The organism is Saccharothrix sp. 6-C, assembly GCF_016695385.1.
Taxonomy (GTDB): Bacteria; Actinomycetota; Actinomycetes; order Mycobacteriales; family Pseudonocardiaceae; genus Actinosynnema; species Actinosynnema texasense.
In genome coordinates, this window is the sequence record NZ_CP064192.1 from 1,028,267 (window position 1) to 1,054,035 (window position 25,769).

Genomic DNA, 25,769 nt, shown 5'->3' on the forward strand with positions numbered 1-25,769 from the left:
AGCCCGGCTCGATTTGACATGGGGCCCTTACGGGCACTCCAGGCAGGCCAAAGCCGGCAGGCCCAGCGGGGTAAAGCGTCCCGCCGGGCCTGCCGGCTTAGTCCAGCCTAAAGCACCCGAACCCATGTCAAATCGGGCCTCCGCGGGTATTCAGAGCGAGTTGATGACGAGGACGGTCAAGGTGGCCGTTTCGCAGGCCGCGCCCAGGACGTCGCCGGTGATCCCGCCGAATCGCTTTCGGGTGTGGTGGATCAGGACGAGGGTCAGGGTGGCGGCGAGGGCGATGGAGAGCGGGCCTTGCCAGGGGTGGACGAAGTAGGCCGCGACGGTCAGGGCGGTCCACCACGTGATGGCCACCCACGGTGGTTGGGTGCCGGCGACCAGTGCGCCGAGGCCTTGCGGGCGGGCGGCGGGGACGCCGCGCAGGCAGCAGAGGATGAACGCGGCGCGGCCGGTGGTCAGGGCCAGGAGGACGACTCCCCGGTCGACGCTGGGGAAGGCGGCGGCTTCCGCTCCCAGCACCACGATCAGCGCCACCACCGCGAACGGGCCGGCGCCGCCGTCCTTCATGACGGCCAGGGCGCGTTCGGGTGGGCCGTAGCAGCCCAGGCCGTCGGCGGTGTCGGCGAGGCCGTCCAGGTGCATGCCGCGGGTGGCCAGGGCCAGGAAGCCGACGACCAGGAAACCCGCGACGAGGCCCGGTAGCGGCAGGAGGAGCAGGGCTGCCGCTGCCGCGCCCAGCAGGAGGCCGACCAGGGGTGCGAAGGCGATGGCGCGCCGTGCTGCCCGCGCGTCGACCTCGTTGGAGCCGACGCGGACGGGCAGGACGGTCAGCCAGGACAACGCCAGGCGCATCAGGCGGGTCCGGAGACGCCCGCGCTGTCGAACGTCGCCATCTCGGCCAGGATCCGGGTCGCCATCACGACCAGGGGGAGGGCCGCCACGGCGCCGGAGCCCTCGCCCAGGCGCATGTCGAACTCCAGCAGCGGGTCGAGGCTGAGGTGGCCGAGGGCCAGGGCGTGCGCGGGTTCGACGGAGCGGTGGCCGGCGACCCACCAGTCACGGGCGCCGGGCGCGAGTTCTTCGGCGACCACGGCCGCCGCGCCGGACACCACGCCGTCGAGGATGACGGGGGTCTTGCGGACGGCGGCTTGGGCGAGGAAGCCGACCATGGCGGCGATGTCCGCGCCGGAGGAGGCGGCGAGCAGGGCCACCGGGTCGTTGATCACGGGGCGGGCGCGGCGCAGGGCGTCGCGGATCGCGGCGGTCTTGCGCATCCAGCCCTGGTCGTCGATGCCGGTTCCCCGACCCACCACGGCCACCGGCTCGGAGCCGGTGAGCGCGGCGATGAGGACCGCGGCGGGGGTGGTGTTGCCGATGCCCATGTCGCCGGCGATGAGCAGGTCCGCGCCGCCGTCGACCTCGTCGTCCACGAGCTTGCGGCCGGTCTCGACGGCCTGCTCGGTCTCGTCGAGGGTCAGGGCGTCCTCGCGGTCGATGGAGCCGGAGCCGCGGCGGACCTTCACGTCGCCCACCGGGGTCTCCGAGTCGACGGCCAGGTCGACCACGCGGACGGTCGCGCCCGCGACGTTGGCCAGGACGTTCACCGCCGCGCCGCCGGCCAGGAAGTTCGCCACCATCTGGCTGGTCACCTCGGGCGGGTAGGCCGAGACGCCGTGCTTGGCGATCCCGTGGTCGCCCGCGAAGACGACCACCCGGGGGCGGGTGAAGGGCTTGGGCGGGCATTCGCCCTGGCAGGCGGCCACCCAGGCGCCGAGCTCCTCCAGCCTGCCCAGTGAGCCGACGGGCTTGGTGAGCACGGCGTGCCTGGCCGACGCCTTGGCGCGCACGTCCGCGCTGGGCGGCTCGACGGACGGGAACTCGATGGTCACCGACTACCTCCGGGTTCGCGCAGTCGCAGTGGGATTCCGGCGACGACCAGCAGGACTTCGTCGCACACCTCGGCCAGCCGCGCGTTGAGCGAGCCGAGGTGATCGCGGAAGAGCCTGCCAGAGTGCGTGCTGGGCACGACGCCTAGGCCGACCTCCGCCGAGACGAGGACCAGCCGGGCGCGGGTGGTGGCGACCGCCCGGATCAGTGCCGCGCACTCCTGCTCGACCTGGCCCATGCCGTGGCCCTCCCACGCGCCCGCGTCGTCCAGCACGCCGTTGAGCCAGGTGGCGATGTCGTCCACCAGGATCGGCGGGTCGGCTTCGCTGGTGGCGGTGAGCAGCGCGATCAGGTCGCTCGGCGCGGGCGCCTCGACCGTGGTCCAGGTGGTGGGGCGGCGGGCGACGTGCCGGGCGATGCGCAGCTCCCAGTCGGCGTCGTCGGGGTAGCGGCGCGCGGTCGCGACGTAGGTCACCACGTCTTCCGCGAGCAGGCCCTCGGCGTGCGCGGACTTGCCCGAACGCGCGCCGCCCAGCACCAGTGTCCGACGCGTCACACCGCACTCCAACCGTTCCAGGAGGACATAGCCTGACCGGGAACGTTACCCGCACGGCACAGCGCGAGGAGGTCCGTCATGGAGTACCGGTGGCGGTACCAGGACGAGCAGGGGCACGAGGTCGACGGGCCGCGGCTCGCGTTCCCCGACCAGACCGCCGCCGAGGACTGGTTCTCCTCCTCCTGGGTCGAGCTGCGGGAGTCGGGCGTCGCCCAAGTGACGTTGCTGCGCAGCGAGTCCGAGGTCTACGGCCCGATGTCCCTGTCCCCGGCCGAGTGACGCACCGCCGGTGACGTGATCAGGGGCCGGCGGTGGCCGCGGCCCGGACGGCCGGGTGCGGGTCCCGCCGGGCCGCGGCCAGGCGGTCGGGCAGGTCGGGCGGGGCGATGCGGCGCAGGGCGGTGGCCGCGTTGGCGCGCACCCGCGGCCGGGGGTCGTCCAGGGCGTCCGTCAGCGGCGTGAGCGCTTCCGCGACCGCCATCCGTCCCAGTGCGGCGGCGGCGCGGGCGCGGACCAGTTCGTCCTCGTCCCGCAAGGCCCTGATCAGCACGCGGGCGTCACGTGCGTCGGCGCGTTGCCCGACCACCCAGACGGCGGCGCGACGGACCAGCCGATCCTGGTGCCACGTGGGCAGCAGCGGCCGTGCGCCGATGCGTGCGAGGGCTCGTCCGGCGAGCTTGCGGGCGGGCCGGTCGGTTGTGCTCACCAGGACGTCCACCAGGGTCGGTGCGACCCGGGGATCGGCGAGCCGCACGAGTCCGGTGAGCGCGACGCGGACGTGCCGGCCGTCGCACGCCGCCGCCAGACGCCCGACGGCGCGCTGATCACCGTGCGCGGCCAGCACCCGGATGGCGCCTCCCCGGACGGACGGGTCGCCGTCGTCGGAGGCGGTCAGGGCGGCGGGGACGACCAGCGGACCACCGATCCGGGCCAGGGCGAGCAGCGCGGCCTCGCGCACCTCCGCGTCGTGGTGGTCGAGCATCGACCTGACCGCCGGCGCCGCCTCCTCCGCCCCGATCCTGCCCAACGCCCGCAGCACGGTCACCGCCAGCGTGACGTCGGTCGTGCGCAGCGCGTCGACGAGCGGACCGGTGGCGTCGGCGACGCGGAGGTGACCGAGCGCGAACGCGACCGCGATCAAGCCGGTCGTGCGGGACCGCAGGTGCTCGACCAGCGCGGGGCCGAAGCCGGGGTCGCCCGAGCGGATGAGCACGTGGACGATGTCGTGCACGCCGCCGTGGTCCGCGTGCGCCAACGCGCCCGCCAGGACGGAGAGCCTCCGCGGGTGCCCCGACTCGGCGATGCGCCGCGCGGCGCACCGGCGGGCCCAGCTCCACGGCTCGCCGGGCCGGTTCACCAGCGCCACCAGCCGGTCGAAGACCTCCGTCACGGTCCGGGCGGTCAGACCGTCCACGGCGGGCACGACCAGGCGCGGGTCGGGGGCGGCCAACGCCTCCAGCATGATCGCCTGGTGCGCGGGATCACGGCCCTCGGCGAGGGCGCTGACCGCGATGGCGCGCACCGAGCCGTTCGGGTGCGCCGTCAGGGCCACCAACCAGCGGCTCCCGGCCGGGTCGGACCGCAGCGCCCGGTCGTGGGCGTGCTCGTAGAGGTCCCGGTACGCCTCGGCGCCGGCCGGTTCCCCCGCCGACTCGAGTCCGACCAGCCGCTCCACGAGGAGGTCACCGGGTCGCCGGTCGTCCGGTGCGCGCACGCCACCAGTGAACGGGCCGGCCGGTGAGCCGGCGGTGAGCTACCGGCTTCACCGCGAAGCCCCGCCCGGGACGTCCCGGGCGGGGCTTCGCGAGGCGCCGCGCGTCAGGGGGTGACGGTGAACCGCGGGTCGGTCTCCACGACGCCTTCGAGCACGTCGTCGATCTTCTTCAGCAGCTCGTCCTCCAGCTTCACGCCGGCGGCCTTGACGTTCTCGTGCACCTGCTCCGGGCGGGACGCGCCGATGATCGCGCTGGCCACGTTCGGGTTCTGCAGGGTCCACGCGACCGCGAGCTGGGCCAGCGACAGGCCGGCCTCGTCGGCCAGCGGCTTGAGCTGCTGGACCTTCGTCAGCACCTCGTCGCGCAGGAAGCGCTGGATGAACTTCGAGCCGGTCTCGTCGGTCGCCCGCGAGCCCTCGGGCACCGGCTGACCCGGCAGGTACTTGCCGGTCAGCACGCCCTGGGCGATGGGCGACCACACGATCTGGCTGACGCCCTCGCGCTCGGAGGTCGGCACGACCTGCGACTCGATGACGCGCCACAGCATCGAGTACTGGGGCTGGTTGGAGATGAACGGCACGTTCAGCTCACGCGCGAGGGCCGCGCCGCGGGCGATCTGGTCGGCGTTCCACTCGGACACGCCGATGTAGAGGGCCTTGCCGGAGCGGACGACGTCGGCGAAGGCCAGCATCGTCTCCTCCAGCGGCACGGACTTGTCGTACCGGTGCGCCTGGTAGAGGTCGACGTAGTCGGTCTGGAGCCGCTCCAGCGAGCCGTTGATCGACTCCATGATGTGCTTGCGGCCGAGGCCCTTGTCGTTCGGGCCGCCGGGGCCGGTCGGCCAGAAGACCTTGGTGAAGATCTCCAGCGACTCGCGGCGCTGGCCGGTCAGCGCGCGGCCGAGCACCGACTCCGCCTTCGTGTTGGCGTAGACGTCGGCGGTGTCGAACGTGGTGATGCCCGCGTCGAGCGCGGCCCGGACGCACGCGGTCGCCTGGTCCTCCTCGACCTGGGAACCGTGGGTGAGCCAGTTGCCGTACGAGATCTCGCTGATGTTCAGGCCACTGCGGCCGAGGCGTCGGAACTCCATGGCCGGGAGTCTAGTGAGGACTCGTTCGGCATGCTAATGAACTCCCGTTCGCGCGGAGCCGTCCGCAGCGTGCGCGGTCATGCCCGCTTCGTTGTGGCTCACCCGGCCCGGGGACGGGTTGACCGATGAGAACACCTGGGACCGCTCCACCGCGACGACGGCGTCCGGGCGATCGCGCGGGTGATCCGCGATGACCTGCCCGCGGTCGTGGACGCGGAGTGGCCGCCGCCCGACCGGACGGGCGACCACCTCCACGACCTGGTCGCGCGGACCACCCGGTGGGCGGAGGCCAGGGGCCTGCTGAGTCAGACCTTGTCGCCGGGGCTGACCCGGGGCTTGGGCACCCGCAGGCGGCGCAGCTGGCTGGCCCGGATGAACGAGTACCAGCCGATGGACAGGCCGCGGGTGGTGTCGCTGGGGAACTTCAGCCGCACCCGGCGGTTCACCATCCGGCCGAGCACGAAGCCCTCGACGATCATCGCCAGCAGCATGAACGTGGTGAGCAGCGTCGCGTACTGCTGGATCGAGGGCATCGGCACCAGCAGCGCGACGAACACCAGGATGGCCAGCGGCATGAACAGGCCCATGAGGTTGCGCCGCGAGTCGACCACGTCGCGGATGTAGGCCTTCACCGGGCCGCGGTCGCGGGGCAGGAGGTACTTGTCCTCGCCCGCCATCATCCGCTGCCGGCGCTCGACCGCCGCCGCGCGGCGCTCCTCCTTCGACACCTTGTTCCCGCGCGACCGCTTCAACGCCTCCCGCTGCGTTCGCGGCGGCGGCGGCACGGGGCCGCGTCGTTTGCCCTCGGCCTCGCGTCGCTTCGGCGTGGGCCGCCCCTTGCCTGGCGTGCGCGACGGATCGGCCGGGTTCACCTCCGCGGGAGCGTCCTCGGTGGTGGTCTCGGCGGTTTCGTCGGCGTTGCGGCGCAGGAACCTCACCGCACCAGAGTAGGAGATGCCCCGATAAGTACTGTTCGCGAGGTGCGAGTTGTTATTGCGCCGGACTGCTTCGGCGGAACGTTGACCGCGCGGGAAGTCGCCGAGGCCGTGGCCGAGGGCTGGCGCCGCACCGCTCCCGACGACGAGCTCCACCTGCGCCCGCTGGCCGACGGCGGGCCGGGTTTCGTGGACGTCCTGCACGCCGCCCTGGGCGGCGCCCTCCACACGACGACCGTCAGCGGGCCCCTGGGCGTGCCCGTCGAGGCGGTGTGGCTGGAGCACGACGGCACCGCCTACATCGAGTCCGCCCAGGCCTGTGGCCTGCACCTGGTCCCCGTCGACGAGCGGGCGCGGGCCGCCGAGACCGCCACCACCCGGGGCGTCGGCGAGCTGGTCAACGCGGCCGGTGACGCCGCGGTGCACACGATCGTGGTCGGCCTCGGCGGGTCGGGGACGACGGACGGCGGCGCGGGGCTGCGCGAGGCGGTCCGCCCCGTCACCGCCCGGCTGGTCGCCGCCGCGGACGTGGAGAACCCGCTGCTGGGCCCGCACGGCGCCGCGCGCACGTTCGGCCCGCAGAAGGGCGCGTCACCCGAGGCGGTGGCCCGGCTGGAGGCGCGGCTGGCCGCGATGGACGAGCTGGCCGACGTCCGCGACCGGCCCGGCGCGGGCGCGGCGGGTGGTCTCGGGGCCGCGTTGATGGCGCTCGGGGCCGAGGTGGCGTCCGGCGCGGGAATGGTGCGCGAGCTCACCCGGTTGGATGAAGCCCTGGACCACGCCGACCTGGCCGTGACCGGTGAGGGGAGCTTCGACTGGCAGTCGCTGCGCGGGAAGCTGGTGACCGCCGTGGCGAGCGGCTCGGCGGAGCGCGGCGTGCCGTGCCTGGTGCTCGCGGGCCAGGTCACGGTGGGCAGGCGCGAGGCGGCGGCGGCGGGCGTGCAGGAGTCGTACGCGGTGGCCGAGCACGCCGGCTCGGTGGAGCGCAGCCTGGCGGACCCGTACGGCACCCTGGCCGACCTCGCCGCCGGCGTGGCGAGGCACTGGTCACACTCCGGGCGGTGACGTCTGTGCGACCATGGGGGTAGGAACAAAGCGGGTACTTCCCGTGTTTGCCGGAATAGATGCCCGCAAAGGACCTCTGAGGGAGAGCCATGACGACCGCTCAGGACGCAGTCACCACTACTCCTGACGCCCCGCCCACCCACGGCGTGACGCTGACCGACGCGGCTGCCGTGAAGGCCAAGGCGTTGCTGGACCAGGAGGGGCGCGACGACATGCACCTGCGCATCGCCGTCCAGCCCGGTGGTTGCGCGGGGCTGCGTTACCAGCTGTTCTTCGACGAGCGCACGCTCGACGGCGACGCGGTGCGCGACTTCGACGGCATGAAGGTGGCCGTCGACCGCATGAGCGCGCCGTACGTCGAGGGCGCCGTGATCGACTTCGTGGACACCATCGAGAAGCAGGGTTTCACCATCGACAACCCGAACGCCGGCGGCTCGTGCGCCTGCGGCGACTCGTTCCACTGATCGACCCGCTGGACCGCAGTTCGCGAAAGAGGCCCCCGCCGCCGCGGCGGGGGCCTCTTCCGTTGCGCCCGGTGGGACGCTGGTGCCATGACGCACGCGGAGGTGCCGCACCTGGTCGGCCTGACCGTCCCCCGAGCCCGCGAGGCTGGCCACGCCGCGGGCGTGGTGGTGACCTCCCGTGACCCGGACGGCCCGCCGCTGGGCGCGCTGACCTGGCCGGGCACCTGGATCGTCACCGGTCAGGACCCGGCCGCCGGCCGGCGGGTGCGCCGCGGCGCCCCGGTCGTGATCGACTTCGAGGAGTCTCAGACGTAGACGTCCAGGTCGACGACCTGGGCGTAGTGGGCGTCGTCCACCTGCCACGGCGCCGCGGCCCCCGGTTCGGGGTGCGCGTCGCCCTCCGCGCCACGCAGCTCCCGCGGCAGGTCGGTGCAGTCGTCGATCAGCTCGGCCAGCGTGTCCGCCTCGGTGGTCTTCACACCCGCGACCGTATGCGTGCCAAGGTCTTGACAAAAGCCCTACCGGGCGGTAGTACCGCCCGGTAGGGCCATCTCACACGTGCGCGACCAGCGGTGTGGGTGCGGTCGACCTCGCCGGACCCGTCGTGAGCCTGCCGACCACCAGGGCCACCCCCACGCCCAGGATGGTCGACACACCGCCGACGGTCCCCACCCACCGCAGGCCCAGCCCGCTCGTCAGCACCACGCCGCCGAGCATCGGGCCGAGCGCCGCGGCCACGTTGAACGCGGAGATGTTCACCGAGGCGACCAGCCCGGCCGCCGAACCCGCCTGCCCCATCAGGTAGGTGTGGATCAGCGGACCCGCCGTGAACGCGCTCGCGCCCAGCGCGAACACGCTCACCACGGCCGCCACCTTGCTCTCCAGCATCAGCCCCTGGGCCAGCAGCATCACACCGAGCACACCCAGCGGGACCGGCAGCACGCGGGCGATCCGGTCCGGCGCCACGCGGCCCGCCACGGTGCTGCCGACGAGCGTCCCCAGGCCGTACACGAGCAGCACGCCGGTCACCCAGCCCGGCTCGAAACCGCTCACCTCGCGCAACGCCGGCGCGACGTACGTGAACGCCGTGATCAGCCCGGTGAACGACAGGACCGTCGTGGCCAGACCCAGCAGCACGGTCCGCCTGCCGAACGCGAACAGGCTGGCCCGCACACCGGGGTCGGGCTCGTGCGCGACCTTCGGCGTGCCGAGCACGACCCCGAGCAGACCGATCGCCGTCAACGCGCTGACCAGCACGAACGATGCCCGCCAGCCGTAGTTCTGGCCGATCAGCGTGCCGAGCGGGATGCCGAGGATGGTGGACAGCGCGACACCGTTGACGACCTTGGCGATGGCCGCGGTCTGCTTCTCCGGCGGCACGGCGGCGACGGCGATCTGGGACGCCACCGCGAAGAACAGGCCCTGGGCGAGCGCGGCCACCATGCGCGCCGCCATCAGCAGGGCGTAGTCGTCGGCCAGGGCGCTGCCGAGGGAGGCCACCAGGGCCAGCGCCATGACGGAGATCAGGAGCTTGCGGCGCGCGATGCGCCCGGTGAGCACGGTGAGCACCGGACCGCCGAGGGCGACCGACACGGCGTAGGCGGTCACCAGCAGGCCCGCCGTCGGCACGTCGACGCCGAGGTCGGCGGCCAGTTCGGGCAGCACGCCGACGATGATGAACTCGGATGTGCCCACCGCGAAGGCGCTGAGCATCAGGATGAAGGCGATCACGACGACGACGCTAAAGTGTGACACTGACGTCAGGGTCAAGGTTGCGTGATCGAACGCTCTTTCCGGCAGGGGTGGGAATAAGTGCTGATCGGCGAGCTCGCGGAGAAGACCGGCGCCACCGTGCGGATGCTGCGCTACTACGACCAGCAGGGCCTGCTCACGCCCCAGCGCACCGAGTCCCGCTACCGCGTCTACGACGAGTCCGATGTGGAGCGCGTCCGCAGCGTCCGCTGCCTCATCGGCTCCGGCCTGAACGTGCGCCTGGCGCGGCTGGTGCTCGCGCACGCGTTCGACCAGGACGTCGAGCTGCCCGAGGACGAGGCCGGCTGCGTGCCGCTGCTGCGCATGCTGAACGACGAGCTGGCGTCCATCGAGGCCCGCATCGAGCAGCTGACCCAGAGCAAGCGCCACCTGGGCGAGCTCGTGGCCGACGTGACCCGGATCATGCGGAACAAGGCCGACGGGACGTGCGTGGCCGAACCGGTGGCCTGAGGCGGCACGCGAAAGCCCCCGGCACGTGCGCGCCGGGGGCCTCCGCGGTGGGAACTAGAGCTTGACGGGGTAGTGCGGCTCCGGGACGACCGGGCGGATCCGGCCCTCCACGAAGATCCCGTGCCAGATCATGAACACCAGCAGCGCCCAGATCCGCCTGCTGTTGTCCGCGACACCCGACCGGTGCTCCTCGATGACCCGCAGCACCGCGCCCTTGTCGATGTACTGGTCGGTCTGCGACTGGCGCACGGTCTCCACCGCCCAGTCGTGCATCTCGTCCTTCAGCCAGTGCCGGATCGGCACCGGGAAGCCCAGCTTGCGCCGGTTGAGCACGTGCGCGGGCACGATGTCGCGGATCGCCCGGCGCAGCGCGTGCTTGGTCGTCTCCTTGGTGAGCTTCAGCTCCGACGGCACCTGCGACGCGATCCGGAACACCTCGGGGTCCAGGAACGGCACCCGCAGCTCGAGCGAGTTCGCCATCGTCATCTTGTCGGCCTTGACCAGGATGTCGCCGCGCAACCACGTGAACAGGTCCACGTGCTGCATCCGCGTCACCGGGTCCCAGCCCTCGGACTCCCGGTACACGTGCCCGGTCACGTCCTTGTGCGACACGTTCGGGTCGTACGTGCGCAGCACCTGGCGCAGCTGGTCGTCCATGAAGATCCGGGCGTTGCCGTAGTAGCGCTCCTCCAGCGTGAGCGCCCCGCGCCGCAGCAGGTCCTTGCCGCGCACGCCCTGCGGAATCTTCGTGGACACCTTGCCCATGGCCTTGCGCAACGCGCCCGGCACCTTCTCGAACGGCGCCAGCGACAGCGGCTCGCGGTAGATCGTGTAGCCGCCGAACAGCTCGTCCGCGCCCTCGCCCGACAGCACCACCTTCACGTGCTCACGCGCCTCGCGGGCGATGAACCACAGCGGGACCAGCGCCGGGTCGGCCACCGGGTCGTCCAGGTACCACGTGATCAGCGGCAGGGCGTCCATCATCTCCTGCGCCGTCACCGCCCGGACCACGTGCTTCACCCCGATCGCGGCGGCCGACTCGGCGGCCACGTCGATCTCGGAGTAGCCCTGCCGCTCGAACCCCGTGGTGAACGTGATCAGGTCCGGGTTGTGCTCCTTGGCCAGCGCCGCGACCACGGTCGAGTCGATGCCGCCGGACAGGAACGAGCCGACCGTCACGTCCGCCCGCATGTGCTTGGCCACCGAGTCGCGCAACGCCTCGGTGATCTCGTCGTACAGGCGGTTCTCGTCCGCCTCGCCGCGCACGGTCCGCGGCCGGAACGTGGCCGGGAAGTACCGCTCGACCACCGGCCTGCCACCCGGCTTGAGGGTGAACGAGGTGCCGGACTCGATCCGGTGAACCTCGCTCTGCAGCGACTCCGGCTCCGGCACGTACTGCAGGATCAGGTAGTGCTGCAGAGCCTTCTCGTCCACCTTCGGCGTGATGCCGATCGTCGGCGCCAGCTCCAGCACCGACTTCTTCTCGCTGGAGAACGCCACGCCGCCCGGACCGGCCGCGTAGTACAGCGGCTTGATGCCGAACGGGTCGCGCGCGCCGAACACCACCCGGCGCGCCTTGTCCCAGATCAGGAACGCGAACATGCCGCGCAGCCTGGCCACGGCGCCCGGGCCCCAGTAGTGGTAGGCGGCCACGATCGTCTCGGTGTCGCCGTCGGTGGCGAACACGGCGCCGAACTGCTTGGTCAGCTCCGCGCGCAGCTCCACGTAGTTGTAGATCTCGCCGTTGAACAGGATCGCGTAGCGACCCTGCTGGTCGTGCGGACCCCAGTGCAGGGGTTGGTGCGAGTGCTCGATGTCGATGATGGACAGGCGGTTGAAGCCGAAGACGACCTCACCGCCCTGCCAGGTGCCGCTCTCGTCGGGGCCGCGGTGCCGCTGGCAGCGCAGTGCCCCAGCCACCGCCGAGCGCGCCCGCTGGGCCTCGTTCTCGCCAGGGCAAACCAGTCCTACCAGGCCGCACACGCCGTAAACACCCTTCATGTCGTGTGGAGAAGACTCCAGTATGCCGGGGTGCCGGTGTGTGACCGAAACTGCACTCCAAGGGGGCAGCCCCCGACGGGTGACGCGCCATGCGCTGAGCTACGCTCCCGCATGATCCGGCACGGGGCGCAACCACACCCCTGCCTGCGAGCTTTGTGACGTTGAGGGCGACTGAGGAGGCGGCGAGCAGTGGGCCTGAAGGAGGGCACCAGGGCAGCCCGGCTGGCGAAGGTCGGCGGGCTGGTCGGCCTGGTCGGCGTCGGGGCCACGGGTTGCTCCACGGAAGAGGTGCTGCGCTTCGGTTGGCCGGTGGCCGTGACGCCGCAGGCCGAGGCGATGCGCGAGTTGTGGACCTGGTCGGTCGTCGCGGCTCTCGCGGTCGGCGTGATCGTGTGGGGCCTGATCCTCTGGTCCGTCGCGTTCCACCGCAAGAAGAGCGAGGAGCTGCCCCGCCAGGTCGCCTACAACCTGCCGCTGGAGCTCGTGCTGCTGGTCGTCCCGACGATCATCGTGGCGGTGTTGTTCTACTTCACCGCCGTGACGCAGAACTACGTCACGGACAAGTCGAAGACGCCCGACGTCACGGTCGACGTGATCGCGTTCCAGTGGAACTGGGAGTTCCAGTACCCCCAGTACAAGACCGAGTCCGCGGACCTGCCGGTGAGCACCGTCGGCACGTCCGGCGAGGTCCCGCTGCTGGTGGTGCCGCAGGGCAAGTCGATCCGCTTCAACCTGCGCTCGACCGACGTCATCCACTCGTTCTACGTGCCGGAGTTCCACTTCAAGCGGGACGTCTTCCCCGAGCCGGAGAAGAACAACCAGGACAACGCGTTCCAGATCGACCAGATCGACCGGACCGGGTCGTTCGTGGGCCGCTGCGCCGAGCTGTGCGGCGTCTACCACGCCGTGATGAACTTCGAGGTCAGGGCGCTGGAGTCGGCCGACTTCGACCGGTACATCGAGCTGCGGCAGGAGACGAACCCGGACACCGGGCAGCCGTACACCGCCGCCGAGGCGCTGACCGAGCTGAACTGCGGTGAGCTGTGCACGCCGCACGCCGTGACGACCAAGCCCTTCGACACCGACCGGACTGTCCGCGAGGCGTCCGACGGTGGGAAGTAGGAGGACGCTGCGATGAAGGTCGAAGCCCGCATTTTTGACTTGGTGATGGCGTTCTCGTTCCTGATGGCCGTCGTGTACGGCTACTGGACGTGGGCGGACACCGACGCCGTCGAACCGACCGGCACGGTGGCGCTCGCGCTGACCGGCGGGTTGGCGCTGATCGTCGGCACGTACTTCCGGTTCGTCGCCCGCCGCATCGAGGTGCGGCCCGAGGACAACGCGGATGCCGAGGTCAGCGACGGCGCCGGTGAGCTGGGCTTCTTCAGCCCCGGCAGCTACTGGCCGATCGGCCTCGCGGCGGCCGCCGCGACGGCGGGCGTGGCCCTCGCGTTCTGGCACGTCTGGCTGCTGGTGATCGCCGTGGTGCTGCTGCTGGTCGCGGTGGGCGGTCTGGTGTTCGAGTACCACACCGGTCCGAGCCACGACTGAGTCCGACGACGTCGAAGGGGGCCACCTCGCGAGGTGGCCCCCTTCGACGTTTCCAGGCCGTCAGGCGGCGGCGTTCGAGCTCTGGTAGCTGTCCACGTACTCCTGCCCGGACAGCTCCAGGATGCGGTAGACGATCTCGTCGGTGACCGAGCGCAGCACCGGCAGCGACTCGTGCATGCCCGCGTAGCGGTCGAAGCGCAGCGGCTCGCCGAACCGGACGGTGATCGGCCGGACCCGGGGCAGCCTGCGGTCGACCGGCTGCACCTCGTCGGTGCCGATGAGCCCGACCGGGACGACCGGCGCGCCGGACTCCAGCGCCATCCGGGCCACGCCGGTGCGGCCCCGGTGCAGGCGGCCGTCCAGCGAGCGCGTGCCCTCGGGGTAGATGGCGAACGCGCCGCCGTGCTCCAGGATGTCCTTCGCGGTGTCCAGCGACGCCCTGGCGGCCCGGCCGAGGCCCCGGCGCACGGGCACGTGGCCCAGGGAGCCGAAGAAGTAGCGGGACAGCGCGCCCTTGGCGCCCTTGCCCTCGAAGTACTCGGCCTTGGCGAGGAACGAGACCCGGCGCGGCACCACCATCGGGATGACGATGCTGTCGATGAACGACAGGTGGTTCGGCGCGAGGATCACCGGACCGTCGGCGGGCACGTTCTCCAGCCCTTCGACCGTCGGCCGGTAGACCAGCCGCGCCGCGGGCGCCACCACTCGTTTCATCACCGTGTAGAGCATGTGGACAGCATGACTGGCCCCGGTTGCGCGGCGGTGAAAAGGTGGCCGCAATCTCCGGGGCGGCTCACCCCGCCGGTTCCGCGGTCGCCGTCCGGTGCTCGGCGCACAGGCAGCCGACGCCCTTCCCGATCCACTCGCGACCGGCCCACTCCGGGCGCCGTCGCACCATCAGCGCCTCGACCTCCGCGGCGATCGCCTCCTCGCCCATCGCCGAGTCGCGGCGCGCCCACGTCTCGTCGCGCAGCAGCTCGAGGTAGTCGCGGACCTCGGTGAGCAGTCGTGCGTCGCCGATCTCACCGTGACCTGGCACGACGGTGCGCGCGCCGGCGGCGGCGAGGCGCTGCACCACCGCCAGCCAGCGGGTGCCCGAGACGTCGGCGTCGTGCGGCGGGAACCAGGGGAAGATCGCGAACTGGCCCGCCTCGACCAGGTCGCCGGTGAACAGCACGTCCGCGTCCGGCACCCGGACGACCTGGTCGCCCCGGCTGTGCGCGCGGCCCGTGGCGCGCAGCTCCACCACCCGGCCGCCGAGGTCCAGGGTGTGCTCGCGGTCGTAGACGACGTCGGGGCGCACGAGCTCGACGCCGACGAGCCGCCGGGCGACCGACTCGCCCAGACCCCGGAACATCTCCAGGTAGCCGGGGCCCTTGCGCTCCAGGTCGTCGGCCTGGTCGCGGTTGAGCAGGAAGGTCGCCTCGCCCGCGAAGACCTGCGCGCCGAACGCGTGCTCCGGGTGGAAGTGGGTCGTGGTCAGGTACAGCCTGCGGCCCCTGGCTCGCTCGACCGCGAACCGCAACACGGCCTCGGCGTTGCGGACGCCCAGCCCGGTCTCCACCACGAGCACGGAGTGCGAGCCGCCGATGACGCCGATGTTGGGCACGAGCGGCACGCCGCCGTCCGGCACGACCACCAGGTCGCGGGCGAGCTCACGGGCGTCGGCGACCCGCACGGCGGGATCGGGCAATGAGGTGGGTTCGGTCATGCCACCAGTCCACTCCGGACCGGCCGGAGGCGTCCAAGACCGACGCCGCGCCGCCGATACCTCGCGGGTATCGTCGCCGGTGATGGACCTCCGCGAGCTGCGCTACTTCGTCGCCGTCGCCGAAGAACTCCACTTCGGACGGGCCGCCGCCCGGCTGCACATGACCCAGCCGCCGCTCAGCCGCGCGATCAAGCAGCTCGAAACCGACCTCGGCCACGTGCTGCTGCACCGCTCGCCCGCCGGGGTGGCGCTCACCCCGGCCGGCGCGTCGCTCTACGACGAGGCGCGCACGTTGCTGGCGCGGGCCGACCAGGTCCGCGCCAGGGTGGCCGCCGCGGCGGGCACGGCGTCCATCACCATCGGCACCCTCGCCGACAGCGCCGAGCGGGCGGGCGCCCGACTGGCCGCCGCCTACCGCGCGCACCACCCCGGCGTGCACGTCCGGATCCGCGAGGCCGACTTCGCCGACCCGACCACGGGGCTGCGCGCGGGCCTGGTCGACGTGGCCCTCACCAGGGCGCCGTTCGACGACACGGGCATCGTCACGCACGTGCTGCGCCGCGATCCCGTCGGTGTGGTCCTGCGCGTGGACGACCCGCTGGCGGGCCGCGAGGGCGTGCACTCGGACGAGGTGGCCGACCGGCGGTGGTTCCGCCTGCCGGAGGGGACCGACCCGGTCTGGGCGGCGTACTGGAGCGGCGGGAAGCACCGCGAGGGACCGGTGGTGCGCACCGCGCACGAGTGCCTGCAAGCCGTGCTGTGGAACGGCTCGGTGGGGTTGGCGCCGCTGGGCCACGCGCTGCCCGACGGGCTCACGGCGGTGCCGCTGGTCGACCTGCCGCCCAGCCCCCTGGTGGTGGCCTGGGTCGGCGCCGAACCGGGCCCGCTGATCCGCTCGTTCGCCCGGCTCGCCGCGTCCGTCCACGGCTCCCGGGCGTCGCGGGTGGACCTCTGACGTCGGCAGGCCCCAGCCGTCCGGCCGGCGGTCGACGTCGGCCGCCCGCCTGAGGTCACCTGCCCGAGGTCACCCGCCTGAGGTCACCCGTCCGCGAGGGCCGTCTTCAGCTCCGTCGACCGCGCCGCCCAGCGCCGCAGCAGGTCCGCCGCCGCGCCGGAGTCGATCGCCGCCGCCGCCCGGCTCATCGTGCCCGCGATGTCCGCGTGCAGGTCGCCGGAGAGCCCGCCGTGGGCGGCCAGCGCGCCCGCCGCGTTGAGCAGCACCGCGTCCCGCACCGCGCCCGGCTTGCCCGCCAGCAGGTCGCGCACGACCTCGGCGTTCACCGAGGCGTCGCCGCCCTTGAGCTCGTCGGCCGGCGCCGGCGCGATGCCCAGCGCGGCCGGGTCGATCCGGTCGGTCCGCACCTCGCCGCCGTCGGCCACCCACACCGACGTCGTGGTGGTCGTGGTGATCTCGTCCATCCCGTCGTCGCCGCGCACGACCAGCGTGGTGTTGCCCCGACGGGCGAAGACGCCCGCGATGAGCGGCGCGAACGCCACCCGCGCGCACCCGACCAGGCCGACCCTCGGCTGCGCGGGGTTCGTCAGCGGGCCGAGGAGGTTGAACGACGTCGGGATGCCGATCTCGCGGCGCGGCGCGCCCGCGTGCCGGAAACCGGGGTGGAACACCGGCGCGAAGCAGAACCCGATGCCCAGCTCCTGCACCGTCTGCTGCACGCCCAGCGGGGGCAGGTCGATGGCCACGCCGAGCGCCTCGAGCACGTCCGCCGTGCCGCACTTCGACGACGCCGCGCGGTTGCCGTGCTTGACCACCGGCACGCCGGCGGCGGACGTGACGATCGCCGCCATGGTCGAGATGTTGACCGACCCGGAGTTGTCGCCGCCCGTGCCCACGATGTCGGCCGCGCGCACGTCCACGGTGAACCGGCGGGCGTGCCGGAGCATCATCGTGGCGATGCCGTCGACCTCTTCCGGCGTCTCGCCCTTGGCCCGCAGCGCCACCGCGAACGCGGCGATCTGCGCGGGCGTCGCGGCGCCGGACATCACTTGGTCCATGGCCCACGCCGTGTCGTCCTGGGACAGGTCGACCCGGTCGACGAGCTGGTTCAGCAGTAACGGCCAGGTGCGCTCCACGGCGACCTCAGCCCCGGACGACCGGCAGCGCCGTCGAGCGCAGCACCTCGGCCACGGTCTCGGCGGCGGCCAGCGGGTCGAGCGGGTGCACCAGCACCGCGTCCGCCTGCGACCACGTCGCCAGCCACCGGTCGTCCCTGCGGCGCACCGCCACCACGATCGGGGGACAGTCGGTGATCTCGTTCTTCAGCTGCCGGGACAGGCCCATGCCGCCCGTCGGCTGCGCCTCGCCGTCCAGGATCGCCAGGTCGACGCCGCCGTTGTCCATCTCGTACAGGACGTCGGCGATCTTGCCCGCCTCGACGTACTCGACGCGGCCCAGGTCGGGCGCGGGTCGGCGGCCCACCGCAGTGATGATCGTCTCACGCACCTCGGGGCGGTGGCTGAACACCAGGATCCTGGTCGTCTGCGTGCTCATCGGCGCGATCCTCCGGCGGGTCGGGGTGCCAGGTGGGTCACGATGCTATCCGGCTAACGGTGCGTGACTTGCAGTGCGTCCCACCCGATCCAGTCGCCGCCGAGCCGCTGGGCCAGGCTCGCCATCCGGGCGCGCTCCTGGGCGCAGCGCAAGGCGTCCAACCGCTGCACCCGCAGCGCGTGCCAGCGATCTTCGTGGCGCAGCGCCCACCCGTCCGGGGCGAGCAGCTCGCGCGCGCGTTCTACCTGGTCAGGAGGCAGTTCGAGGTGGTGGCGCAGCACCGCGGGCTCGTCCGCCCGCCACCGCGGCGACCTGGCCAGCGCGGCCGAGTCGGCCTCCGCCACGTCGAACGCCTCCACGACCACCTCCAGACCGGGTGAATCGATCTCCAGTGCGGGTACACCCCGTCGCGCCCGTCGATCACGCAACCGGCTCAACAACCCCATGACCGTCCTCACCGTGTGTGTGACCCAGATGACCTGCGCACGTGCCCCGGACCCGATGGGCGGGACGAAAACCTGCAAGCAATAATGCGTCGTGTGACAACGGCAGCGCCCTCAATCGGCCAGCGCGTGCACTCGCTGAACCGCCCGAACATGGTCAGCGTCGGCACGATCGTCTGGCTGTCCAGTGAGCTCATGTTCTTCGCCGGGCTCTTCGCCATGTTCTTCACGGTGAAGGCCCAGAACGAAGGGCACTGGCCACCAGCACCGACCCACCTGAACGTGCCCTACGCACTGTTCTTCACGATCATCCTGGTGGCGTCCTCGTTCACGTGCCAGTGGGGCGTGTTCGCCGCCGAGCGGGGTGACGTGTTCGGTCTGCGCCGCTGGTACATCGTGACGCTGATCATGGGCGCGATCTTCGTCGCCGGTCAGGCCGGTGAGTACGTCACCCTCGTCAGCGAGGGCACGACGATCCCGGCCTCGGCCTACGGCACCGTCTTCTACCTGACGACCGGCTTCCACGGCCTGCACGTGATCGGTGGCCTGATCGCGTTCGGCTACCTGCTGGTCCGCACGAAGCTGAGCAAGTTCACGCCCGCGCAGGCGACCTCCGCGATCGTCGTGTCGTACTACTGGCACTTCGTCGACGTCGTCTGGATCGGCTTGTTCGCCATCATCTACATCGTGCCCTGACCAGCTCGTACCCCGAACTCACACCAGCAAGGGTTGCCGCACACATGACCACCAACACCACACGGGCCCGGAAGCGCGGCACGAAGCTGCGCCGGCGGATCTCGGGCCTGCTCGCGCTGGGCTTCGCGCTGCTGGCCGCGGGCTTCCTGTTCAGCGCCCTCGCGCCGCAGCCGCAGACCGCGCAGGCGCAGGACGACCCGGCGCAGGTGCGACTGGGCGAGCAGCTCTACAACAACACCTGCATCACCTGCCACGGCAAGAACCTCGACGGCGTCGAGGACCGCGGACCCAGCCTGATCGGCGTCGGCGAGGCGGCCGTGTTCTTCCAGGTGTCCACCGGCCGCATGCCGATGGCCCGCCAGGAGGCGCAGGCGCAGCGCAAGCCGTCCAAGTTCACGCCGGAGGAGGTGGACGCGATCGGCGCGTTCATCCAGTCCCGCGGCGGCGGCCCGCAGACCCCCGCGGAGCGCGGCGAGGCGCTGCGCGGCGAGGACCCGGCCCGCGGCGGCGAGCTGTTCCGGCTCAACTGCTCGGCGTGCCACAACTTCACCGGTCGCGGCGGGGCGCTGTCGTCCGGCAAGTTCGCGCCCGAGCTCGACGGCGTGTCCGAAGAGCAGCTGTACACCGCGATGCTCACGGGCCCGCAGAACATGCCCAAGTTCTCCGACCGGCAGCTCACGTCGGAGGAGAAGCGGGACATCATCGCTTACATCAAGTCGGTGACCGACGGGAACAACAACCCCGGCGGCGCCCCCCTCGGCGGCCTGGGGCCGGTATCGGAGGGTCTGATCGCGTTCATCGTGGGTATCGCCGCACTGATCGGCGTGACCCTCTGGATCGGAGCCAAGGCATGAGCGGCGTGAAGCCGAACGAGCTGCCCGACGAGGCGGAACTCGCCGGGATGAGCCGGGACGAGCTGGTCAAGCTCGGCGCAGGGATGGACGGCGTCGAGATCGTCCACTACGAGGACCGCTGGCCGGTCAAGGGCACGCGCGCGGAGAAGCGGGCCGAGCGGCTGGTGGCCCTGTGGTTCACCATCGCCGCGCTCGCCGGCATCGCGTTCCTCGTGGCGTTCATCTGGTGGCCGTGGAAGTACGAGGCTCCGAACACTGAGCACCACATCCTGTACAGCCTGTACACGCCGGTCATCGGCTTCACGCTGGGCCTGTCGATCCTCGGCCTCGGCGTCGGCGCGCTGCTGTACACGAAGAAGTTCATCCCCGAGGAGCTGTCCGTCCAGCAGCGGCACGACGGCGGGTCGTCCGAGGTGGACAAGGCCACGTTCGTGGCGCAGCTGGCGGACGCCGGCGAGCGCTCCACGATCGGCCGCCGGTCGCTCATCAAGCGCACCGCGGGCCTCGGCGCCGGCGTGTTCGGCCTCGGCGTGCTGGCCGTGCCGCTCGGCGGTCTGATCAAGAACCCGTGGGCGGACAGCGACTCCAAGGACTCGCTCTGGCACACCGCGTGGAAGTCCGAGAACGGCGAGAAGGTCTACCTGCGCCGGCACACGGGCGACTTCCACGAGGTCGCGCTGGTCCGCCCGGAGGACTTGGACGCCGGTGGTTTCGAAACGGTGTTCCCGTTCCGCGAGTCGGAGCGCGACGACGAAGAAGCCCTGGTCCACGGCCTGAAGCGGGCCGACAGCCCGGTCATGCTCATCCGCCTGCGCCCCGGCCAGCCGGTGGTCAAGCGGGCCGGCCAGGAGGACTTCAACTACGGCGACTTCTACGCGTACTCGAAGATCTGCACCCACCTCGGGTGCCCCACTTCGCTGTACGAGCAGCAGACCGGCCTGCTCCTGTGCCCCTGCCACCAGTCGCAGTTCGACGTCTTCCACTACGCCAAGCCCCGGTTCGGCCCGGCGACCCGTGCCCTGCCGCAGCTTCCGATCACGGTTGACGAGGACGGATACTTGATTGCCCGCGGCGACTTCATCGAGGCCGTGGGTCCGGCGTTCTGGGAGCGTAAGTCATGAGTGGCATCACCACGCCGACAAAACGGCAGGGCGCGGGCGCCCGCGTGGCGGGTGGCGCCGCCAAGTGGGCCGATGACCGGTTCCACATGGCTTCCGGCATGCGGAAGCAGCTGAACAAGGTCTTCCCGACGCACTGGTCGTTCCTGCTCGGCGAGATCGCGCTGTACAGCTTCATCGTCCTGCTGCTGTCGGGCACCTACCTGGCGCTGTTCTTCGACCCCTCCATGGAGGAGGTCGTCTACAACGGCAGCTTCGTGAACCTCCAGGGCATCGAGATGTCCCGGGCGTTCGAGTCGACCCTGCACATCTCCTTCGAGGTGCGCGGCGGCCTGTTCGTGCGCCAGGTCCACCACTGGGCCGCGCTGCTGTTCATGGGCGCGATCGTCGTGCACATGTTCCGGATCTTCTTCACCGGCGCGTTCCGGCGCCCGCGTGAGATCAACTGGGTCATCGGCATCGTGCTGTTCATGCTGGGCGCGATCGAGGGCTTCCTCGGCTACTCGCTGCCCGACGACCTGCTCTCCGGCACCGGCCTGCGGGTGATGGCGGCGCTGCTGATCTCGTTCCCGGTGGTCGGCACGTGGATCAACTGGCTGGCCTTCGGCGGCGAGTTCCCCGGCACGGAGATCATCCCGCGGCTCTACACGCTGCACATCCTGGTCATCCCGGGCATCATCCTGGCGCTGATCGCGGTGCACCTCGGCGTCGTCTGGTACCAGAAGCACACGCAGTTCCCGGGCGTGGGCCGCAAGGAGACCAACGTCGTCGGCGTGCGCATCATGCCGGTGTTCGCGGCCAAGGGCGGCGGGTTCTTCGCCGTGGTCGTGGCCGTCACGGCGATCATGGGCGGCATCTTCCAGATCAACCCGATCTGGAACTTCGGCCCGTACAACGCGGCGCAGGTGTCGGCGGGCGTGCAGCCCGACTGGTACATGGGCTGGACCGACGGCCTGATCCGCCTGTGGCCCGCGTGGGAGCTGTACCTGGGCAACTACACGGTGCCCGCGCCGTTCCTGCCGTTCCTCCTGGGCCTGCCGCTGCTGACCGGCCTCGCGGCGGTGTACCCGTGGATCGAGCGCAAGATGACCAAGGACTACGCGCACCACAACCTGCTCCAGCGCCCCCGCGACGTGCCGGTCCGGACGTCGCTGGGCGCCATGGCGATCGCGTACTTCATGGTGCTGCTGCTCTCGGGCGGCAACGACATCATCGCGATGAAGTTCGACATCTCGCTGAACGCGATGACGTGGATGGGCCGCATCGGCATGCTCCTCGTCCCGCCGCTGGCGTACTTCATCACCTACCGCATCTGCATCGGCTTGCAGCGCGCGGACCGCGAGGTGCTGGAGCACGGTGTCGAGACGGGCATCATCAAGCGCCTGCCGCACGGCGAGTTCATCGAGGTCCACCAGCCGCTGGGCCCGGTGGACGACCACGGCCACCCGCTGCCGCTGGCCTACCAGGGCGCGTCGGTGCCGAAGAAGATGAACAAGCTGGGTTCGGCCGGGCACCCGGTGCCGGGCAGCTTCTTCACCCCGGACCCGCCGGAGGAGAGCGCCGCCGTGGCCCGTGCGCGGGCCGAGCGCGGCGTCTCGGCGGACGCCCTGACCGCCGAGAACAAGGCGGCGGGCGAACTGGCCGGGAAGCCGTCCCAGCCGGAGGACTGACCGTTCACGCGACGAGGCCCCCGCACCGTGCCCGGTGCGGGGCCTCGTCGTTCCGCTCAGCGGGCCGGGTCGTCCTGGTCGAGGAGGGTCCACCCCACCGCGCGCGCGACGGTGCCCAGCAGGCGGCGCCCGGCCCGGGTGGTGGCCTCGTCGGGCCACTGCGCCGTGCGGCCGGAGTGCGGGCACCACAGCGTGACGTCGAGGCTGACCACGAGGTCGTCGGGGGCCGCGGCGAACCGGCCGGAGGCGTCGACCTCGGCGTTGACCATCATCGCGCCGGTGTCGTCCCCGGTGAGCCACGTGGCGGCGCGGTCGTGCCTCAGCCCGAGCGCGGACAGCCGCTCACCGAGTTCCGCGAGCGGCAACGCCCGCCCCTCGGGGGCCCGGATCGCGAAGTACTCGCACACGAGCGCGAGAGTAGTGCCGGACGACCGTCGCGGACGTCCTCCCGCCACGGACGACCTGATCCTCTTCCGCGCGACGTCCACCGGGGGCGCGGACGCCTCGGCGGGGCCGCGCGCCGCTCACCGGACGGTCGCGTTCGTCGGCAGGTCGGGTCGGGCGGATATCGTCCCGCCGTGCCCGGACCCCGACCGCTGCTCTTCCTCGACGTGGACGGCCCGCTGATCCCGTTCGGCGCCGGCCCCTACCCGACCTTCGGGAGCCCGTCCGCCGCCAACCCGCTGGTGGCCAGGATCAACCCGGCGCACGGGCGCCGGCCGGCCGCGCTGCCGTGCGACGTGGTGTGGGCGACGACGTGGATGGCGGACGCGAACGACGTCGTCGCGCCACGGCTCGGTCTGCCGGAGCTGCCCGTGGTGGTGTGGCCCGAGCCGGCCGAGGCCCATGAGCGCGACGACCGCGCCCGGCCGCACTGGAAGACCAGTGCCCTGGTCGACTGGGCGGCGGGGCGTTCGTTCGCCTGGGTGGACGACGAACTCACCGACACCGACCGCGCGTGGGTGGCGGCGAACCACCGAGGTCACGCCCTGCTGCACCGGGCCGATCCCCGGACGGGGCTGACGGAGGCCGATTTCGTCGCGTTGGAGGAGTGGTTGTGGCGCGTGCGGGCGGTGGCGCCGGGGCGGAGGGCGACGTCCTGAGGGCGCGCCCGCGCCGGCCGGCGGGGTCCGCCGGGTCTTCCTGTCGCGCCGCCGGTCCGGTCAGGCGTCTTCGAGCCCGATGGCGAACGCCGCGTCCGTGTCGCGCTTCGAGTACGACCGGAACGAGATGTGGGTGTCCGTGTTCAGCACGCCGGGCACCTTGGAGATGTGGCCGGGCACCAGGTCGGCCAGGTCCTCGTGCCGGGCGACCTTGACCAGGGCGATCAGGTCGACGTCGCCGGCGCACGAGTAGACCTCGGTGACGCCCTCGATGTCGGCGATCGCCTGCGCCGCGTCCGGGATGGTCTCGGCGGCGGCTTGGATCAGCACGATCGCGGTGATCACAGCGGTCCTCCACAAGTCGTCGGGGTGTCGACCGACCACATGCTAGTGGCCCGCCATCCGGTACTGGTCGCGACCGGCCTCGGCGCGGGCCACCCAGTCCCGCCACGCGCCGGCGGCGGAGGCCGGCGACGTCCACGGGCGGTCGCAGTGGACGAGCCGCGTCCCCGGCCGGTCGATCCACCGCAGCACCACGCCGACCTCCTCGGCGGGCGCGCCGAACAGCGGGCCCTCGCCCGGGATCACCGTCTCCGCCGACGCCACCAGCGCGTCGACCACCGGCATCGGCCGCGTGCCCCGACGCGCCACCCCGGCCGACGCCAACCGCCCGTGCCGCACCACGGCGAACTCCCACCCGCCGGACCCGTCGGGGCGCGCGGCCACCAGCTCGGGCAGCGCGGCCAGTCCGGCGAGCCGCTGTGCCCGGTCCAGCGAGCGCACCAACGACGACATGCGGTCGCGGCGGGTGGCGGCGTCCTCGAACCGGTGCGCGAGGGCGAGCGCGTCGATCTGCGCGGTCAGCTCCCGCAGCGGCGCGACGTCCGCCCCGGCCACCAGCCGGCGGAACGCCGAAGCGGCGGGGGAGTACTCGTCCACCGACTGCCGTCCCGCGCACGGCGCCTTGCACCGGCCCAGCTCGAACAGGGCGCACGGCGTGGCGGACGCGTTGCGCGCGGGGATCCGGATCGAGCACGCCCGCAGCGGCACGGCCTCCAACATCGCCTCCAGCGCCGTCTCGGCCAGCAGCCGGGACCGGAACGGGCCGAGCGCCCCTTCGCGCGGCGTGCGGACCACGGAGAGGCGGGGGAACGCCTCGTCCGTCAGCACGAGCCACCACGCCTGCCCCTGGTTCTTGGAACGCCGGTTGTAGGCGGGCTTGTGCGCGGTGAGCAGCCGCAGCTCCCGCACCTCCGCCTCCAACGAGTGCGAGCACTCCACCGCGTCGACCCGCACGGCCAGCGCGACCATCTCCCGCAGCCGCTTGCGCCCCTCGCTCGCGGTGAAGTACTGCCGGACCCGCCGCCGCAGGTCGGACGCCGTGCCGACGTAGAGCACCTCCTCCGACGGCCCGCGGAACAGGTAGACGCCCGGGGTGGACGGCAGGTGCGAGGCGAGCGTCCGCTTGCGACGTTGCGCCGGCGTCACCTCGGGCAGGTAGGCGACCAGTTCCTCCAGCGAGTGCACCCCGACCGAACCGACCCGCTCCAGCAGGTGGTGCAGCACCTCGACGGTCGCGCGGGCGTCGATCAGCGCCCGGTGGTTCGGCTGCACGGACACCCCGAACAGGTGAGCCAACGCCGACAGCCGGCAGCTCGGCGCCTCGTCCCGGCTGAGCACCCGGCGGGCCAGCTTCACCGTGCACACGACGGTCGGCTTGGGCCACGTGTACCCGAGCCGGGCGCAGGCGGCCTTGACGAACCCCACGTCGAAGCCGGAGTTGTGCGCGACCAGCACCGCGCCGGCGGCGAACTCGAGGAACGCGGGCAGCACCGTGGACAGCCGCGGCGCGCCGGTCACCATCATCTGGGTGATCCCGGTCAGGGCCACGACCTGCGGCGGGATGCCCCGCTCGGGGTCGACGAGGGTGCCGAACTCGCCGATCACCCGCCCGCCGCGCACCTTCACCGCGCCGATCTCGGTGATCGCGTCACCGTCCGCCCGGCCACCGGTGGTCTCCAGGTCGAAGACGACGAACGTGGTCTCGCGCAGCGGTGTGCCCAGTTCGTCGAACGTGAGCTGAGTAGTCATCGCGGCGCACCGTAGCGACCACCACCGACAGTCCGGCGCGGAGCACCGGTGATCGGGCGGTGGTCGGGCGGCGACCGCCCCGGG

General features: G+C 72.1%; 30 protein-coding genes. 13 read left to right on the forward strand and 17 right to left on the reverse strand.

Features of this window, described 5'->3' with window-relative positions; translation table 11 throughout:
- Positions 1-150: 150 nt before the first annotated feature.
- From cobS to cobU, 3 genes are read right to left on the reverse strand one after another with little or no spacing between them, the layout of a single operon-like run.
- Positions 151-855 (reverse strand): adenosylcobinamide-GDP ribazoletransferase, encoded by a 705-nt coding sequence (gene cobS, locus IOD16_RS04820; RefSeq protein WP_201439048.1) that lies wholly within the window; start codon positions 853-855, stop codon positions 151-153.
- On the reverse strand, positions 855-1,892 hold the full coding sequence (gene cobT / locus IOD16_RS04825; protein ID WP_201439049.1) for a nicotinate-nucleotide--dimethylbenzimidazole phosphoribosyltransferase: 1,038 nt from the start codon (positions 1,890-1,892) through the stop codon (positions 855-857). The genes cobS and cobT overlap by 1 nt, the downstream gene beginning before the upstream one ends.
- Positions 1,889-2,446: a bifunctional adenosylcobinamide kinase/adenosylcobinamide-phosphate guanylyltransferase gene (gene cobU / locus IOD16_RS04830; protein ID WP_201439055.1), complete on the reverse strand. Its 558-nt coding sequence runs from the start codon at positions 2,444-2,446 to the stop codon at positions 1,889-1,891. The genes cobT and cobU overlap by 4 nt, the downstream gene beginning before the upstream one ends.
- 78 nt (positions 2,447-2,524) lie before the next feature.
- Here cobU and IOD16_RS04835 point away from each other — a divergent pair, with 78 nt between their 5' ends.
- Entirely contained in the window at positions 2,525-2,725 is a 201-nt protein-coding gene (locus tag IOD16_RS04835; RefSeq protein ID WP_201439056.1) for a hypothetical protein, read from the forward strand.
- Positions 2,726-2,744: 19 nt separating this feature from the next.
- On the opposite strand, the gene IOD16_RS04840 is transcribed toward IOD16_RS04835, so the two are convergent.
- From IOD16_RS04840 to IOD16_RS04850, 3 genes are all read right to left on the reverse strand, one after another.
- Positions 2,745-4,160: a HEAT repeat domain-containing protein gene (locus tag IOD16_RS04840; RefSeq protein ID WP_201439058.1), complete on the reverse strand. Its 1,416-nt coding sequence runs from the start codon at positions 4,158-4,160 to the stop codon at positions 2,745-2,747.
- Positions 4,161-4,264: 104 nt separating this feature from the next.
- Complete coding sequence (locus tag IOD16_RS04845) at positions 4,265-5,251, reverse strand: aldo/keto reductase family protein (protein ID WP_123743462.1); 987 nt, start codon at positions 5,249-5,251, stop codon at positions 4,265-4,267.
- Positions 5,252-5,556: 305 nt separating this feature from the next.
- Positions 5,557-6,189: a DUF3043 domain-containing protein gene (locus tag IOD16_RS04850; RefSeq protein ID WP_201439060.1), complete on the reverse strand. Its 633-nt coding sequence runs from the start codon at positions 6,187-6,189 to the stop codon at positions 5,557-5,559.
- A gap of 42 nt (positions 6,190-6,231) precedes the next feature.
- Here IOD16_RS04850 and IOD16_RS04855 point away from each other — a divergent pair, with 42 nt between their 5' ends.
- The 3 genes from IOD16_RS04855 to IOD16_RS04865 all read left to right on the forward strand — a co-directional run bounded on the left by IOD16_RS04855 (position 6,232) and on the right by IOD16_RS04865 (position 8,030).
- Entirely contained in the window at positions 6,232-7,251 is a 1,020-nt protein-coding gene (locus IOD16_RS04855; protein WP_201439061.1) for a glycerate kinase family protein, read from the forward strand.
- Between the two features lie 89 nt (positions 7,252-7,340).
- Positions 7,341-7,715, forward strand: coding sequence for a HesB/IscA family protein (locus tag IOD16_RS04860; protein WP_123743458.1), 375 nt, complete (start codon positions 7,341-7,343; stop codon positions 7,713-7,715).
- A gap of 87 nt (positions 7,716-7,802) precedes the next feature.
- Entirely contained in the window at positions 7,803-8,030 is a 228-nt protein-coding gene (locus tag IOD16_RS04865; RefSeq protein WP_201439063.1) for a PASTA domain-containing protein, read from the forward strand.
- Here the strand turns inward: IOD16_RS04865 and IOD16_RS04870 are convergent.
- Positions 8,021-8,194 carry a hypothetical protein gene (locus IOD16_RS04870; RefSeq protein ID WP_201439065.1) on the reverse strand — a complete coding sequence of 58 codons (174 nt, stop codon included), beginning with the start codon at positions 8,192-8,194 and terminating at the stop codon, positions 8,021-8,023. The genes IOD16_RS04865 and IOD16_RS04870 overlap by 10 nt on opposite strands.
- Positions 8,195-8,267: 73 nt before the next feature.
- Positions 8,268-9,446 carry an MFS transporter gene (locus IOD16_RS04875; protein WP_236594758.1) on the reverse strand — a complete coding sequence of 393 codons (1,179 nt, stop codon included), beginning with the start codon at positions 9,444-9,446 and terminating at the stop codon, positions 8,268-8,270.
- Positions 9,447-9,527: 81 nt separating this feature from the next.
- Between IOD16_RS04875 and IOD16_RS04880 the strand changes: the two genes are divergently transcribed.
- Complete coding sequence (locus IOD16_RS04880; RefSeq protein WP_201439071.1) at positions 9,528-9,938, forward strand: MerR family transcriptional regulator; 411 nt, start codon at positions 9,528-9,530, stop codon at positions 9,936-9,938.
- 54 nt (positions 9,939-9,992) lie between these two features.
- On the opposite strand, the gene asnB is transcribed toward IOD16_RS04880, so the two are convergent.
- Positions 9,993-11,921 (reverse strand): asparagine synthase (glutamine-hydrolyzing), encoded by a 1,929-nt coding sequence (asnB, locus tag IOD16_RS04885; protein WP_123743455.1) that lies wholly within the window; start codon positions 11,919-11,921, stop codon positions 9,993-9,995.
- 207 nt (positions 11,922-12,128) lie between these two features.
- Here asnB and ctaC point away from each other — a divergent pair, with 207 nt between their 5' ends.
- Together ctaC and IOD16_RS04895 are read left to right on the forward strand one after the other, a co-directional pair.
- Positions 12,129-13,061, forward strand: coding sequence for an aa3-type cytochrome oxidase subunit II (gene ctaC, locus IOD16_RS04890; protein ID WP_201439073.1), 933 nt, complete (start codon positions 12,129-12,131; stop codon positions 13,059-13,061).
- Positions 13,062-13,073: 12 nt separating this feature from the next.
- Positions 13,074-13,490, forward strand: coding sequence for a cytochrome c oxidase subunit 4 (locus IOD16_RS04895; protein ID WP_201439074.1), 417 nt, complete (start codon positions 13,074-13,076; stop codon positions 13,488-13,490).
- A gap of 60 nt (positions 13,491-13,550) precedes the next feature.
- On the opposite strand, the gene IOD16_RS04900 is transcribed toward IOD16_RS04895, so the two are convergent.
- Positions 13,551-14,219: a lysophospholipid acyltransferase family protein gene (locus IOD16_RS04900; protein ID WP_201439075.1), complete on the reverse strand. Its 669-nt coding sequence runs from the start codon at positions 14,217-14,219 to the stop codon at positions 13,551-13,553.
- A 64-nt stretch (positions 14,220-14,283) separates the two neighbouring features.
- Complete coding sequence (locus IOD16_RS04905) at positions 14,284-15,201, reverse strand: MBL fold metallo-hydrolase (protein ID WP_201439076.1); 918 nt, start codon at positions 15,199-15,201, stop codon at positions 14,284-14,286.
- A gap of 82 nt (positions 15,202-15,283) precedes the next feature.
- Here IOD16_RS04905 and IOD16_RS04910 point away from each other — a divergent pair, with 82 nt between their 5' ends.
- Positions 15,284-16,156, forward strand: coding sequence for a LysR family transcriptional regulator (locus IOD16_RS04910; protein WP_201439078.1), 873 nt, complete (start codon positions 15,284-15,286; stop codon positions 16,154-16,156).
- Positions 16,157-16,239: 83 nt separating this feature from the next.
- On the opposite strand, the gene trpD is transcribed toward IOD16_RS04910, so the two are convergent.
- From trpD to IOD16_RS04925, 3 genes are read right to left on the reverse strand one after another with little or no spacing between them, the layout of a single operon-like run.
- The gene (gene trpD / locus IOD16_RS04915; protein WP_201439079.1) at positions 16,240-17,292 is read right to left on the reverse strand and encodes an anthranilate phosphoribosyltransferase; all 1,053 of its coding nucleotides are present in this window, start codon (positions 17,290-17,292) and stop codon (positions 16,240-16,242) included.
- 7 nt (positions 17,293-17,299) lie between these two features.
- The gene (locus IOD16_RS04920; RefSeq protein WP_123743449.1) at positions 17,300-17,710 is read right to left on the reverse strand and encodes a hypothetical protein; all 411 of its coding nucleotides are present in this window, start codon (positions 17,708-17,710) and stop codon (positions 17,300-17,302) included.
- A 53-nt stretch (positions 17,711-17,763) separates the two neighbouring features.
- The gene (locus tag IOD16_RS04925) at positions 17,764-18,156 is read right to left on the reverse strand and encodes a hypothetical protein (protein ID WP_201439081.1); all 393 of its coding nucleotides are present in this window, start codon (positions 18,154-18,156) and stop codon (positions 17,764-17,766) included.
- A gap of 84 nt (positions 18,157-18,240) precedes the next feature.
- On the opposite strand from IOD16_RS04925, the gene ctaE reads away from it, so the two are divergent.
- Genes ctaE through qcrB form a run of 4 tightly spaced genes read left to right on the forward strand, consistent with a single transcriptional unit; the run spans position 18,241 to position 22,491 of the window.
- On the forward strand, positions 18,241-18,849 hold the full coding sequence (gene ctaE, locus IOD16_RS04930; protein WP_082404045.1) for an aa3-type cytochrome oxidase subunit III: 609 nt from the start codon (positions 18,241-18,243) through the stop codon (positions 18,847-18,849).
- A gap of 44 nt (positions 18,850-18,893) precedes the next feature.
- Entirely contained in the window at positions 18,894-19,703 is an 810-nt protein-coding gene (gene qcrC / locus IOD16_RS04935; RefSeq protein ID WP_201439083.1) for a cytochrome bc1 complex diheme cytochrome c subunit, read from the forward strand.
- Positions 19,700-20,824, forward strand: a complete 1,125-nt coding sequence (gene qcrA, locus IOD16_RS04940) for a cytochrome bc1 complex Rieske iron-sulfur subunit (RefSeq protein ID WP_201439086.1) — start codon at positions 19,700-19,702, stop codon at positions 20,822-20,824. Before qcrC ends, qcrA begins: the two co-directional genes overlap by 4 nt.
- A complete protein-coding gene (qcrB, locus tag IOD16_RS04945) occupies positions 20,821-22,491 on the forward strand; it encodes a cytochrome bc1 complex cytochrome b subunit (RefSeq protein ID WP_201439088.1) in 1,671 nt (556 codons plus the stop codon). The genes qcrA and qcrB overlap by 4 nt, the downstream gene beginning before the upstream one ends.
- Positions 22,492-22,547: 56 nt before the next feature.
- Here the strand turns inward: qcrB and IOD16_RS04950 are convergent, their stop codons facing one another.
- Positions 22,548-22,898, reverse strand: coding sequence for a hypothetical protein (locus tag IOD16_RS04950; protein WP_201439091.1), 351 nt, complete (start codon positions 22,896-22,898; stop codon positions 22,548-22,550).
- Between the two features lie 171 nt (positions 22,899-23,069).
- On the opposite strand from IOD16_RS04950, the gene IOD16_RS04955 reads away from it, so the two are divergent.
- Positions 23,070-23,594, forward strand: coding sequence for an HAD domain-containing protein (locus IOD16_RS04955; protein ID WP_201439092.1), 525 nt, complete (start codon positions 23,070-23,072; stop codon positions 23,592-23,594).
- Between the two features lie 60 nt (positions 23,595-23,654).
- On the opposite strand, the gene IOD16_RS04960 is transcribed toward IOD16_RS04955, so the two are convergent.
- Positions 23,655-23,939 (reverse strand): Lrp/AsnC family transcriptional regulator, encoded by a 285-nt coding sequence (locus IOD16_RS04960; RefSeq protein ID WP_053718754.1) that lies wholly within the window; start codon positions 23,937-23,939, stop codon positions 23,655-23,657.
- Between the two features lie 42 nt (positions 23,940-23,981).
- The gene (locus IOD16_RS04965; protein WP_201439094.1) at positions 23,982-25,685 is read right to left on the reverse strand and encodes a DEDD exonuclease domain-containing protein; all 1,704 of its coding nucleotides are present in this window, start codon (positions 25,683-25,685) and stop codon (positions 23,982-23,984) included.
- Between the last annotated feature and the right edge of the window lie 84 nt (positions 25,686-25,769).

What these genes read in the sequence shown, in the direction of transcription:
- cobS (WP_201439048.1), bottom strand. Translation starts at nt 855, where the DNA reads ATGCGCCTGGCGTTGTCCTGGCTGACCGTCCTGCCCGTCCGCGTCGGC.
- IOD16_RS04835 (WP_201439056.1), top strand. Translation starts at nt 2,525, where the DNA reads ATGGAGTACCGGTGGCGGTACCAGGACGAGCAGGGGCACGAGGTCGAC.
- IOD16_RS04845 (WP_123743462.1), bottom strand. Translation starts at nt 5,251, where the DNA reads ATGGAGTTCCGACGCCTCGGCCGCAGTGGCCTGAACATCAGCGAGATC.
- IOD16_RS04860 (WP_123743458.1), top strand. Translation starts at nt 7,341, where the DNA reads ATGACGACCGCTCAGGACGCAGTCACCACTACTCCTGACGCCCCGCCC.
- IOD16_RS04865 (WP_201439063.1), top strand. Translation starts at nt 7,803, where the DNA reads ATGACGCACGCGGAGGTGCCGCACCTGGTCGGCCTGACCGTCCCCCGA.
- IOD16_RS04895 (WP_201439074.1), top strand. Translation starts at nt 13,074, where the DNA reads ATGAAGGTCGAAGCCCGCATTTTTGACTTGGTGATGGCGTTCTCGTTC.
- IOD16_RS04900 (WP_201439075.1), bottom strand. Translation starts at nt 14,219, where the DNA reads ATGCTCTACACGGTGATGAAACGAGTGGTGGCGCCCGCGGCGCGGCTG.
- IOD16_RS04905 (WP_201439076.1), bottom strand. Translation starts at nt 15,201, where the DNA reads ATGACCGAACCCACCTCATTGCCCGATCCCGCCGTGCGGGTCGCCGAC.
- IOD16_RS04910 (WP_201439078.1), top strand. Translation starts at nt 15,284, where the DNA reads ATGGACCTCCGCGAGCTGCGCTACTTCGTCGCCGTCGCCGAAGAACTC.
- IOD16_RS04920 (WP_123743449.1), bottom strand. Translation starts at nt 17,710, where the DNA reads ATGAGCACGCAGACGACCAGGATCCTGGTGTTCAGCCACCGCCCCGAG.
- IOD16_RS04925 (WP_201439081.1), bottom strand. Translation starts at nt 18,156, where the DNA reads ATGGGGTTGTTGAGCCGGTTGCGTGATCGACGGGCGCGACGGGGTGTA.
- ctaE (WP_082404045.1), top strand. Translation starts at nt 18,241, where the DNA reads ATGCGTCGTGTGACAACGGCAGCGCCCTCAATCGGCCAGCGCGTGCAC.
- qcrC (WP_201439083.1), top strand. Translation starts at nt 18,894, where the DNA reads ATGACCACCAACACCACACGGGCCCGGAAGCGCGGCACGAAGCTGCGC.
- qcrA (WP_201439086.1), top strand. Translation starts at nt 19,700, where the DNA reads ATGAGCGGCGTGAAGCCGAACGAGCTGCCCGACGAGGCGGAACTCGCC.
- qcrB (WP_201439088.1), top strand. Translation starts at nt 20,821, where the DNA reads ATGAGTGGCATCACCACGCCGACAAAACGGCAGGGCGCGGGCGCCCGC.
- IOD16_RS04965 (WP_201439094.1), bottom strand. Translation starts at nt 25,685, where the DNA reads ATGACTACTCAGCTCACGTTCGACGAACTGGGCACACCGCTGCGCGAG.